We start from the raw sequence: 10,500 nt of genomic DNA on the forward strand, positions 1-10,500 counted from the left end.
AGGGGAGTAGCTATTGCTTCATACGATGAAAGGGCCTTGAGTGCCTGTCGCACAACTGCCGCTTAACGAGATCATCCTGGCCGCCGTTCTGGCGTTTTGTCGCATCGGCGCGTGCCTGATGCTGATGCCGGGACTATCGAGTGCGCGCATTCCGTTGCAGGTCAGGCTCTACATCGCACTGGCCTGTTCATTTGCGGTCCTGCCGCTGGTACTGCAGCGCATCGCAACCGTTGTCGATGCCGGGCAGCCGTGGACCCTGTTCCGCCTGATGGCGAGCGAAATGTTCGTCGGTGCGGTGATCGGCATTCTGGCGCATATCTATTTCTGGGCGTTGCAATTCATGGCCAGCACGATGGCGGTTTCAGTCGGCTATTCCGGTTCTCCTGCCGATGCCATCACCGAAAGCGAACCGCAGGCGACACTTGCAACTATCGTCACCTTCAGCGCGCTGTTCCTGTTCTTCATTACGGACATGCATCTGGAAGTATTTCGGGCGCTGCTCAATTCCTATGTGGCCATTCCGGTTGACGGCCAGTTTCGCCCCGATGCGGCGATGATCGACTTCACCGATGCGCTTTCAGCGGCTTTTCTGGCAACGCTGCGTATCGCAGCGCCGTTCATCGTTTTTGCGATTCTCGTCAATTTCGCTATCGGTCTGGTGAACAAGCTGACGCCGACCATACCGGTTTACTTCGTATCGATGCCATTCGTGCTGGGGGGAGGGCTGCTGGTGGTCTATTTCATCCTGCCGGAACTCTTGCGTTTCTTCACCAACGAAACTGCGACGCAGTTGCGCGAGTTGTTTTAAGGGTGGCCATGACGAATCCGCGCAATCTCAAGAAGCTCATTGAACTGCACAGGCTCGGAAGTGCACGGCTGGAGCAGGCTCTTGCCGCAGCCAATGCGCGCAAGGGCGCGCTGGAAGAGGAGCGCGAAGCGCTCATCGCCATGCAGGATCGTCGCTATGATGGTGATGCGCTCAGTATCGATCCGTCGCTGCTCATCAAGCGTCTTGGAACCAATGCCGCCGAATCGCAGCAACTGGAACAGCGTCTCGAATCACAGCGCAAAGCACTTTTGCAGGAACAAAGACGTGTCGGGTTGCTGGAAGAGCGGCTGACGGATGCTGAAAATGATCGCGAACGGCGGGAACTTGCCAGTCTGATCGAGGAATTTATTAGCCGGAAAACGACAAATCGCTCGCAAAAGCCTGATTGAGCGCAAAATCGAGGCTGAACGCACGCACAAGTTTCAGTCAAGTTTGACCCATTATGGTGCAAGTAACAAAGCGCATCCCAAAAAGTGCGAAGCGGTTTTTAGATAGGATGCGCGGCAGAATTAGCCCTTAGAGCGCCGATCTGATGCAATCAGATCGAAATGCGCTCTAAAAGAAGGAAGAGGTGCATGGCGATCAACCCGCCGTCAGATCTCGTGATGGACGTGGCGCGTGCGGCCGATCCGCAAGCCTATCGCATGGCGGCGGAACGGCTGAGAGCGCCGTCCGCATCCGGGACCATGGTGGCATCCACTGGGGCAGCAACAATGGCGGCACCCGCCGCCGGTGGTGAATTGACGCGGGATAATTTCGCCAGCTTTTCCGACAGCCTTGCGGCTGGGGTCAGCGTGCGACCGGATGCGCAGAATGCGGCCAGTCCGGCTTATCGCAAGTTCGAGGCCTTCATGCTGCAATCCTTCGTGCAGTCGATGTTCACCAGTGACACGACGGCGACCTTCGGGAAGGGGATTGCCGGTGAATACTGGAAGTCCATGATGGCGGAAGCCATGGCAAACAAGATGGCGGATGGCGGCGGTGTCGGCATTGCCAAGTTGCTTGAGGAACAGGCGGCGCGCAACGGGCGGGCAGACGCGCCGACGACGATAGCGTTAGGAGACGTGATCAATAATCTGGGAGAAAGTGTGGGCCAGAACGGCGTATCGAAGGACATCGTGCATGGCTTCGAACGCAAGCTCATTCAAAAGCAACTCGACAACAACAGCGATACGGACAGCGCGCGCGGCTGATTGGCCCGCAACCATAGCGTCCGCCATGCTTCATAATTGAGGACCCCTAAATGACCGAGACAAGCTCTGAAAACAGCCTGCCGCCAGAGGATTCGCAAATCGTCACTGTCACGAGCGAACCGGGTCAGGCGCTGGCAGAGGAACCGGCCGAGAACCCCACATTGAAGCCGGTCGTGCGGGCAATCCAACGTCTGGAAGATGTCATCGATACTGAAACGCGTCTTCTTCTGGAGGGCGGCAATCCGGATCTGGCGGAAATCAACTCCCGCAAGAGCCGTGGGCTTTACGATTTCAACAAAGCGATCAAGAAAGCGGCCAGTGCTGCCGAACCGGCGACGATGAAGCGGCTTCAGCCGCTGCTCGACAGCCTGAAGCAGAAGCTTGAGAAGAACTGCGAAGCGCTGCAGCTGCATCTGCGGGCCGTCGGTGAGTTGGCTGATCTCATTCGCGGTGCGCTGGAAACGCAGGAAGCCGACGGCACCTACAGCATGCAGAGTGTGAGGCTCGGTCACGCACGATGATCCGCATCATTGCCATCGGTCTGTGGATTTGTGCCGTCGCTTTCGGCTCGCTTTTCCTGGCGGTTCGCCAGAACGTCTCATCTTCGGGTGAGGCGCAGGCGGCGACCAGTGGATTTGGCGGCGTGGATTACGTCAAGACAGATGTGATGAGCGTGCCGATCATCTCGAATGGCGGCGTCGCCGGTTATGTGGTGACGCAGCTTGTCTATACGGTCGATTCGAACATTCGCAAGAAGCTGACCGTGCCGCTCGAATTCTTCATCAACGATGAGATATTCCGTAAATTCTATGGCAGCTATTCGGATACGAAAGAGGTCGAGAAGGTGAATTTTGAGGACGTTCGTGCCTCGATCATCACCGATCTCAATGCGCGGTTCCCCGAGCCGGTCATCAAGGACCTTCTGGTCGAGCAGTTCAACTATATTTCAGCGGAAGAAATCCGTGCCATGAACATGCGCGGCACGCCGACACCGACGGCACCGGCCAAGCAGTCAGAAAAGCAGGCCAACGCAGAGCCTGCCAGTCACAGCGAATAGTATTTTCCTGCAAGCTGGGCGAGGCGCTCGTCATCAAGCGGTGCGACCGCCGGGTCGGATACAAGCTCCACGCCCATTTCACGACCATCCCGCCAAGCTACGCGGGCCAGAAGCGCGCGTCCGTAATAATCGTCAAACAGCCAGAAGCGTTCGGGCAGGGTCGGGACTTCGACAGTTCTCAGCTTGGCGCCATGGGGCGCGATATCGCTGAACTGGCATTCGATGATGAAACGCCCGTCGAGCCCCACGATCTTTCCGGAGCGCAGCCTTGTACGCTGTCTCTCTTCCCTACGACGTTCGTGGGATGGCTTAACCCGTGCCATATCAAAATCTTACCTGCTATTCCCCTGAGACTAATCTAGCAGGTTTCGATTGCCGATGCGTTACTTTTTAAACCGGGATTTTGCGGACATGGTTACCTTGAACAGGTTCCTGTTTGTCAGTGCTCGCCACAGGCTTCGCAGAGGCCGCGCAGCTCCAGTGTCGTCTTGCGCGACTTGAAACCGTTCTGAAGGCTCCAGGCGCTGACAAGGTTCTCGATCGCCGCGTCGGAGAATTCCGTCACCTGACCGCATTTCTCGCAAATCGCGAAAGCCACCAGACCCTGCTGATGGCATTGCGGATGCGCGCAGGCAACGAAGGCGTTGAGGCTTTCAAGGCGATGAATCATCCCGTAATCGAGCAGCTTTTCCAATGCGCGATAGACCTGCAGCGGGGCGCGGAAACCGTCGTCACGCAGCTGGTCGAGGATCGTATAGGCGCTGAGTGGGCCTTCCGCCTTGGACAAAACGTCGAAAACCAGTGTCTGATTGCGGGTGAGGTCCTGCGGGGCGTGATGATGGTGATGCGTGCTCATTGTCCAGCGATCCGTTTTGGTGATGCCTGTTCCCTCTTATGTAGGGGTAGCAGGCTCAAAATGAAAATGGCAAGCGCCGCGACCACAATGGAAGGGCCGGATGGCGTGTCGAAATGAATGGAACCATAAAGTCCGCCGATCACCCCCGCAGCACCGATCAGTGAGGCCAGGATGGCCATCTGTTCGGGTGTGGAAGAAAAGCGGCGTGCCGTCGCTGCCGGAATGATCAGCAGCGAGGTGATCAATAGAATTCCGACGATCTTCATCGCAATGGCGATGACGATGGCCAGAAGTAGCATGAAAACAATGCGCGACAGGGCAGGGTTCATGCCTTCGGCGCGAGCAATATCCTCGCTGACGGTAGCGGCAAGGAAAGGGCGCCACAGCCAGGCCAGAACCGCCAGCACAAACACCCCGCCGCCATAGATGAAGGCGATATCCATTCGCGAGACAGCCAGAATATCGCCGAACAGGAACGACAGCAGGTCGACGCGCACCCATGTCATGAAGGCAACGAGGACGAGGCCAAGCGACAGCGTGGCATGGGACAGGATGCCGAGCAGCGAATCCGCCGACAATGTGTGTCGGCGCTGCAAGAGCAGCAGAATGGCTGAAATCGCCACGGCAACGGCGAACACGCCGATCATCATATTGATGTCGAAAATGAGCGCCAGCGCCACGCCGAGCAGGGCGGAATGCGCCATGGTATCGCCGAAATAGGCCATGCGCCGCCAGACGATGAAGCAGCCGAGCGGTCCGGTCGTGAGCGCAAGCCCGACACCGGCGATGATGGCGCGGGTGAAGAAATCGTCAAGCACGCGGCGCGCTCCCTTCGTGATGATGATGTTCGTGATCATGTCCGTGTTCATGGTCATGATGATGGCCGTCATCAGCGTGGCAGTGATCCGTCACGGAACCGTCGGCATGAAGCACGCGCCCGTCCGGCAGATGCGTGTGATCGTGATGATGCTCATAAACGGCAAGCGGCCCGACGGCCCGGCTGCCAAACAGCCGCATATATTCAGGGCTTGCCGTCACATCGCGCGGCGTCCCGCTGCAGCATACATGACCGTTGAGGCAGATGACGCGGTCGGTCGCCGCCATGACCAGATGCAGGTCGTGCGAAATCAGCAGCACGCCGCAGCCTGTGTCGTCGCGCAGTTTCGCAATCAGTTCGTACAATGCAGCTTCGCCGGAAAAGTCGACGCCCTGCACCGGTTCGTCCAGCACCATGAGGTCCGGTTTGCGCGCAAGTGCGCGCGCCATCAGCGCACGCTGGAACTCGCCGCCTGACAGATTAGCGATTTCCGCCTTGGCCAGATGCGGAATGCCCACCACTTCCAAGGCCGTCTCGGTATCCTTGCGCGAGAGAGGCCCCGTCAGGGTCATCAGGCGCTCGACCGAAAGCGGCAACGTGCGGTCGATATTGATCTTTTGCGGCACATAGCCGATGCGCAGGCCCGGCGCGTGGATCACGCTGCCTTCATCGGGCTTCAGGATACGCAGCGCCATCTTGGCGGCGGTGCTCTTGCCCGCGCCATTCGGACCGATCAGGGTGACGATCTCCCCGCGCTCAACATTCAGGTCGACATTGCGCACGAGCCAGCGCCCGTCGCGATAGACGCCGGCATCCTTCAGTTCAATCAATGTTTCCCGCGCTTTTTCGGCGGGGAGGGTGGTCTTCCTGCTCATCTATTCCGGGCTTTCAATGCCTGTATGTTCGTGTCCCACGCACGGATCATCCGCCGATTCGAAATTTTTCCCAGCGTCTTTTTCCGTTGCCGCTCTATTGCGCAACCGCCGCTGTGATTTTTCCAAAATGGGGGTTGCCTCACCTTATGACAGACGTTATAGCATAACGCAACTGACGTAATAAAATAACATATCACAAGAATGTGGTGCCCCTCCCCAATCGTATAAGAGAGAGACAATGAAACATCTCCGCTCCCTCCTCCTAGCCTCGGCATTTCTGGCTAGTACGGCAAATGTCTCACTTGCCGCAGAACGCGACGGCGTCGTGGTCTCGATCAAACCGCTCCATTCCATTGTTTCCGCAGTCATGCAGGGGGTGAGCGAGCCGAAACTGATCGTTCAGGGTGCGGGTTCCGAGCATGTCTACAGCCTGAAACCCTCCGATGCCGAAGCAATTGAGCACGCCAAGGTGATTTTCTGGGCCGGGCCGTCGATGGAAACCTTCCTCGACAAGCCCATCGATACACTTGGCGATGGCGCAAAGGTTGTCGCTCTTGGTGAAGCGGACGGCCTGACCAAGCTGAAGTTCCGTGAAGGTGGTCCGTTCGAAGCGCATGACCATGGCCATGAAGGTCACAACCATGGTGCCGAAGGTCATGACCATGCTCACGATGACAAGAAGGATGCCGCCGATGCCGACAAGGGGCACAATCATGGCGCCGAAGCATCGGAAAGCGGGCATGACCATGATCATGGTCACGGTGAATATGATCTGCATTTCTGGCTCGACCCGCAGAACGGAAAGGTTCTGGCGGCGGATATCGCCAAGACGCTCGGCGAAAGCGACCCCGAACACGCTGCGCAATATGAAAAGAACGCCAAGGACTATGGCGAGAAGATTGACGCGCTGACCAAGGAAGTCGCCAGCGAACTGGAGCCGGAAAAGGACAAGCCGTTTATCGTCTTCCATGATGCATACCAGTATTTCGAAAATCGTTTCGGTGTGAAGGCGGCTGGATCAATCACCGTCAGCCCGGAAAAGGCACCGGGTGCCGCGCGCATCAAGGAAATTCACGAGAAGATCAAATCGCTTGGCGCAACCTGCGTGTTCTCCGAACCGCAGTTCGAACCGAAGCTGGTGAATACAGTTATCGAAGGAACGGATGCCAGGACAGGCGTTCTCGATCCGCTGGGGGCAGAACTGAAGGATGGTCCGGATCTCTATCCGCAGCTCATTCGCAATCTGGCGGATTCGTTGAAGGACTGTCTGTCGAAATAGGGCCAACAGCTGCGACCGCGCCCTCGCCAGGTGCACGCCCATAATTTGGTAGCGGTCGCAACGGTGCCGGGCTGGACCCTGCTTTAACTTACGGGCAGCCCGGCACTAGAGCATTTCCTGTTTTAATTGGATCATTGGAAATGCTCTATCTGTTTGTTTTTAAACATGTCTTTATCCCGAAACCGGTTCCCACTTTCGGGACACATGCTCTAATGAGTGCGCATCGACCTGATTGAAGCAGATCGAAACCTGCATTTCGAGACTCAAGGCGGTTCAGACCGCCTATTTTCACTGGTACAGATGTAATGATATAACATTAAGGAGACGAGAATGCGTAGCTTTGTGAAGGCGCTTCAGGCTAGTGCTGTTTTGACTTTTCTTGCTCCCGCAATCGCGGGTGCTCATGGAATCTGGATTGCCGAACGTCACGGAACGCAGGCGGTTGTTTACGGTCACGGCGCAAGCGACGAGGCCTATGACCCGCAGAAGCTCAAGACGGTTACGGCCAAGAATGGAGAGGGCAAGGACGTCGCCGTCGAGATCAAACGACTGGAAGATCATGCCCTATTGAGCGTGCCCAAGGATGCAGTCGTGGTCAGTGGCACATTCGACAATGGCTTCTGGGCCGAGGGTCCGGACGGCAAGTGGATCAACAAGCCGAAATCGGAAGTGCCGGGCGCAAAACAGTCCAGTCAGAGTCAGAAATTTGCTGTCGCCATTCTGGATCATCTGCGCAAAAAGCCAGAAGCCCAAGGTTTGCCTTTAGAAATCGTTCCGTTGATGGACCCGACAATATTGGAGGCGGGCAACGAGCTTCCCGTGCAGATTCTGTTTGACGGAAAGCCGGTGGAAGGCGTCGAGGTCACGGCGGATTATGTCAATGACAGTCACGCAGCGCCGGTGAAAACCAACGCGGAAGGCATCGCCAGGATCAATATCCGCAACGCGGGTCTCAATGTCGTTGGGGCGGGTTATTCCAGGCCGCTGTCTGATTCAAAGGAAGCTGACAAGCTCAGCTATTTCACCACGCTGACTTTCAACCTCGATCACCACCATCACGATTGATCTTACCCAGTTTGATAAGGAACGGAGTCATGAGAAAGAGACTGCCCGTTACGGTCTTGTCCGGTTTTCTCGGGGCCGGAAAGACGACACTGCTCAATCACGTGCTCAATAATCGCGAGAACCGCCGCGTCGCGGTGATCGTCAATGATATGAGTGAAGTGAATATAGATGCCGCCCTCGTTCGTGAGGGCGGCGCCAATCTCTCCCGCACGGATGAACAGCTGGTCGAAATGACCAATGGCTGCATCTGCTGCACATTGCGCGATGATCTCCTGAAGGAGGTTTCACAACTGGCAGCTCAGGGACGCTTCGATTATCTGCTGATCGAATCGACCGGCATAGCCGAGCCACTGCCGGTTGCCGCCACGTTCGAGTTTCGCGACGAGAAGGGCAACAGTCTTTCGGACGTCGCTCGGCTCGATACGATGGTGACAGTTGTTGATGCCGCCAATCTGCTGAAGGATTATGCATCGAGCGATTTTCTGCGTGATCGCGGCGAATCCCTTGGCGAAGATGACGAGCGCACGCTTGTCGATCTTCTGGTTGAACAGATCGAGTTTGCCGATGTCGTCGTGCTGAACAAGATATCGACCGCTTCAAAAGAGGAGCGTGATCTGGCGCACAAAGTCATCCGCTCGCTCAATCCCGATGCCCGCATCGAGGAGGTCGATTTCGGTGAAGTGTCGCTCGACGCCATACTGGATACGAAGCTTTTCGACTTCAACAAGGCGCATGAGCATCCGCTCTGGTACAAGGAGCTGCATGGCTTTGCCTCGCATACGCCGGAGACCGAGGAATATGGCGTTCGCTCCTTTGTCTATCGTGCGCGACGTCCCTTCGATCCCGAACGGTTTCAATCGTTCATCGACAAGGGCTGGCCGGGTGTCGTGCGGGCGAAAGGCTTCTTCTGGCTTGCCACCCGTCCGGATTTTGTCGGTGAAATCAGTCAGGCGGGCGCGTTGGTCCGCACTGGAAAAAGGGGGCGCTGGTGGTCATCCGTGCCGAAGCAATACTGGCCGGCGGAACCCGAATGGCAGCACGCCATGGAGCCATATTTCCATAAAGTGTGGGGTGATCGGCGTCAGGAGATTGTGTTCATTGGTGTCGATCCGATGCAGGAAGATGCGCTCATCGATGAGCTGGATCAATGTCTTCTTGAGGAAGAAGACTTCGTGCCAGAGCGCTGGTCGGGGCTGAACGATCCATTCCCAAACTGGTCGGCCGCCGCGGCCTGAGGCCTATTCTGACAATGAGGCTATATCCATGGCCTTGCTGTCGGCTAGCGTCCGATGATCCAGAACGCTGGCGATGGCTTCGCGCACATCGAGCATCATATGGCGCACCTCGCATTCGTCCTCATCGCAATCGTCACACGGGCGATAGTCTGTCTTGCTGGCGCAGGCGATGGGGGCAAGCGCGCCGTCGAGCGCGCGGATGATATTGCCGATGGCAATCTCGTGGGCCGGGCGGGCCAGACAGAAGCCACCGCCCTTGCCCTTGCGACTAAGAACGAAGCCGGCGTTGCGAAGTTCGGTAAAAATATTGTCGAGAAACTTGCGCGGTATATGGTGCTTCTCGGCGATTTCGCTGGCCGAAACCAGCTGTCCATCTGTAACGCCCGCCAGATGCACCATGGCTTTCAGGCCATATTTGCCCTTTTTAGTCAGCATGCCACCCCTGTGGAGCATTTCCTCTGGGAACGGAAACCGGTTTCCGTCCGGAAATGCATGAAAAGAATACACCACACACGCCGCCAGCGTGAGCTAGCACCGTTTCGCAAGATCAGGCCGGATATCTGTGAGTGCCTGTATATAAGAAGTTAGGGGGTAAACCCCGCCGCGACAAGTCTTTTTGCCGCTACGGTATGGGCCCGAAAATCGGAATCGATTTTTGGAATGCACGATGCGTGACTTCTATAGTGTGGAACATCCGCGATGGCGCATGGCGTTCTGGCGGCTAATCTCGTCCGTTGGCCAGCAAGGCGAGCGATAATGCTCCCTGCAACGCATCGCCAAGCGCGGGCCGAAAGCGTTCCCGGTGCGGTAAAAATGGCAGTGCTGCATAGGATGAGGCGAGGCCTCCCGTCAGGCTGAACCGGCCAAGCGTTTCAATGCCGAGCCGATCCAGACCGCGGGCAATATAAGAGCAGGCGCGTTGCAGGATTGAAAGGCCGAGCGCATCGCCCTCATTCGCATAGTCGAAGACGATGGGAGCGAAGGTGGCGTAGTCTGCGGCCGTCGCCGTGCGCGAGAAGGTGACGATCTGGCGCATGTCACCGCTGAACCGCGCCAGCACGGCATCGGCTAGTTCCGTATGGTCTGCTATGCCATCCAGAGCAAGCAGCGCCTCTTCAAGAAGTTCGCGACCAAGTCGCGCGCCACCCGCATGATCGCTCAACATGAAGCCGCGCCCGCCGACAATCTCGAATGCGTCTTGTTCTCTTTTGACGAAGACCGAGCCCGTGCCGAGAATGACGATCGCACCGTCTTGTCGACCGAGCGCACCATGCAGGGCGGTAACAGCATCGGA

14 protein-coding genes (1 of these 14 cut by a window edge) are annotated in these 10,500 nt (G+C 57.1%); 8 read left to right on the top strand and 6 right to left on the bottom strand.

The window, feature by feature from the left end:
* Nucleotides 1–40: 40 nt before the first annotated feature.
* The 5 genes from fliR to AAE521_RS08955 all read left to right on the top strand — a co-directional run bounded on the left by fliR (nucleotide 41) and on the right by AAE521_RS08955 (nucleotide 3,079).
* Nucleotides 41–808 (top strand): flagellar biosynthetic protein FliR, encoded by a 768-nt coding sequence (gene fliR, locus AAE521_RS08935; RefSeq protein ID WP_342061101.1) that lies wholly within the window; start codon nucleotides 41–43, stop codon nucleotides 806–808.
* A gap of 8 nt (nucleotides 809–816) precedes the next feature.
* On the top strand, nucleotides 817–1,218 hold the full coding sequence (locus tag AAE521_RS08940) for a hypothetical protein (RefSeq protein ID WP_342061102.1): 402 nt from the start codon (nucleotides 817–819) through the stop codon (nucleotides 1,216–1,218).
* Nucleotides 1,219–1,404: 186 nt separating this feature from the next.
* On the top strand, nucleotides 1,405–2,022 hold the full coding sequence (locus tag AAE521_RS08945) for a rod-binding protein (protein ID WP_071630559.1): 618 nt from the start codon (nucleotides 1,405–1,407) through the stop codon (nucleotides 2,020–2,022).
* A 50-nt stretch (nucleotides 2,023–2,072) separates the two neighbouring features.
* Entirely contained in the window at nucleotides 2,073–2,543 is a 471-nt protein-coding gene (locus AAE521_RS08950) for a hypothetical protein (protein ID WP_010660755.1), read from the top strand.
* Complete coding sequence (locus AAE521_RS08955; RefSeq protein ID WP_342061103.1) at nucleotides 2,540–3,079, top strand: hypothetical protein; 540 nt, start codon at nucleotides 2,540–2,542, stop codon at nucleotides 3,077–3,079. Before AAE521_RS08950 ends, AAE521_RS08955 begins: the two co-directional genes overlap by 4 nt.
* On the opposite strand, the gene AAE521_RS08960 is transcribed toward AAE521_RS08955, so the two are convergent.
* From AAE521_RS08960 to AAE521_RS08975, 4 genes are all read right to left on the bottom strand, one after another.
* Nucleotides 3,067–3,402: a PilZ domain-containing protein gene (locus tag AAE521_RS08960; RefSeq protein ID WP_010660757.1), complete on the bottom strand. Its 336-nt coding sequence runs from the start codon at nucleotides 3,400–3,402 to the stop codon at nucleotides 3,067–3,069. The two genes, AAE521_RS08955 and AAE521_RS08960, sit on opposite strands and share 13 nt — an antisense overlap.
* Nucleotides 3,403–3,518: 116 nt before the next feature.
* Nucleotides 3,519–3,935, bottom strand: coding sequence for a Fur family transcriptional regulator (locus AAE521_RS08965; RefSeq protein WP_010660758.1), 417 nt, complete (start codon nucleotides 3,933–3,935; stop codon nucleotides 3,519–3,521).
* Nucleotides 3,932–4,792: a zinc ABC transporter permease subunit ZnuB gene (znuB, locus tag AAE521_RS08970; protein WP_374864445.1), complete on the bottom strand. Its 861-nt coding sequence runs from the start codon at nucleotides 4,790–4,792 to the stop codon at nucleotides 3,932–3,934. The genes AAE521_RS08965 and znuB overlap by 4 nt, the downstream gene beginning before the upstream one ends.
* A complete protein-coding gene (locus AAE521_RS08975; protein ID WP_342061105.1) occupies nucleotides 4,746–5,627 on the bottom strand; it encodes an ATP-binding cassette domain-containing protein in 882 nt (293 codons plus the stop codon). Before AAE521_RS08975 ends, znuB begins: the two co-directional genes overlap by 47 nt.
* Nucleotides 5,628–5,865: 238 nt before the next feature.
* Here AAE521_RS08975 and znuA point away from each other — a divergent pair, with 238 nt between their 5' ends.
* The 3 genes from znuA (at nucleotide 5,866) to zigA (ending at nucleotide 9,206) form a co-directional block, all read left to right on the top strand.
* Entirely contained in the window at nucleotides 5,866–6,906 is a 1,041-nt protein-coding gene (znuA, locus tag AAE521_RS08980; protein WP_342061106.1) for a zinc ABC transporter substrate-binding protein ZnuA, read from the top strand.
* A gap of 330 nt (nucleotides 6,907–7,236) precedes the next feature.
* A complete protein-coding gene (locus AAE521_RS08985; protein WP_342061107.1) occupies nucleotides 7,237–7,971 on the top strand; it encodes a DUF4198 domain-containing protein in 735 nt (244 codons plus the stop codon).
* A 29-nt stretch (nucleotides 7,972–8,000) separates the two neighbouring features.
* A complete protein-coding gene (gene zigA / locus AAE521_RS08990) occupies nucleotides 8,001–9,206 on the top strand; it encodes a zinc metallochaperone GTPase ZigA (protein ID WP_342061108.1) in 1,206 nt (401 codons plus the stop codon).
* Between the two features lie 3 nt (nucleotides 9,207–9,209).
* Here the strand turns inward: zigA and AAE521_RS08995 are convergent, their stop codons facing one another.
* Entirely contained in the window at nucleotides 9,210–9,641 is a 432-nt protein-coding gene (locus tag AAE521_RS08995) for an RrF2 family transcriptional regulator (RefSeq protein WP_012093486.1), read from the bottom strand.
* A 286-nt stretch (nucleotides 9,642–9,927) separates the two neighbouring features.
* A protein-coding gene (locus AAE521_RS09000) for a glucosamine kinase nucleotide-binding domain-containing protein (protein WP_342061109.1) crosses the window boundary here: on the bottom strand, nucleotides 9,928–10,500 show its 3' portion. Its footprint extends 309 nt past the window's final position; 573 of the gene's 882 nt are visible here — the last part of the coding sequence; its start codon lies beyond the right edge, outside the window; the stop codon is at nucleotides 9,928–9,930.

The organism is Brucella cytisi, assembly GCF_038433355.1.
Lineage (GTDB): Bacteria > Pseudomonadota > Alphaproteobacteria > Rhizobiales > Rhizobiaceae > Brucella > Brucella cytisi.

Bases quoted from the DNA above. Each gene is read 5' to 3' on its own strand.
- znuA (WP_342061106.1), top strand. From the start codon at position 5,866: ATGAAACATCTCCGCTCCCTCCTCCTAGCCTCGGCATTTCTGGCTAGT.
- znuB (WP_374864445.1), bottom strand. From the start codon at position 4,792: ATGATCACGAACATCATCATCACGAAGGGAGCGCGCCGCGTGCTTGAC.
- AAE521_RS08945 (WP_071630559.1), top strand. From the start codon at position 1,405: ATGGCGATCAACCCGCCGTCAGATCTCGTGATGGACGTGGCGCGTGCG.
- AAE521_RS08965 (WP_010660758.1), bottom strand. From the start codon at position 3,935: ATGAGCACGCATCACCATCATCACGCCCCGCAGGACCTCACCCGCAAT.
- AAE521_RS08950 (WP_010660755.1), top strand. From the start codon at position 2,073: ATGACCGAGACAAGCTCTGAAAACAGCCTGCCGCCAGAGGATTCGCAA.
- AAE521_RS08960 (WP_010660757.1), bottom strand. From the start codon at position 3,402: ATGGCACGGGTTAAGCCATCCCACGAACGTCGTAGGGAAGAGAGACAG.
- AAE521_RS08975 (WP_342061105.1), bottom strand. From the start codon at position 5,627: ATGAGCAGGAAGACCACCCTCCCCGCCGAAAAAGCGCGGGAAACATTG.
- AAE521_RS08995 (WP_012093486.1), bottom strand. From the start codon at position 9,641: ATGCTGACTAAAAAGGGCAAATATGGCCTGAAAGCCATGGTGCATCTG.
- zigA (WP_342061108.1), top strand. From the start codon at position 8,001: ATGAGAAAGAGACTGCCCGTTACGGTCTTGTCCGGTTTTCTCGGGGCC.
- AAE521_RS08955 (WP_342061103.1), top strand. From the start codon at position 2,540: ATGATCCGCATCATTGCCATCGGTCTGTGGATTTGTGCCGTCGCTTTC.
- AAE521_RS08940 (WP_342061102.1), top strand. From the start codon at position 817: ATGACGAATCCGCGCAATCTCAAGAAGCTCATTGAACTGCACAGGCTC.
- AAE521_RS08985 (WP_342061107.1), top strand. From the start codon at position 7,237: ATGCGTAGCTTTGTGAAGGCGCTTCAGGCTAGTGCTGTTTTGACTTTT.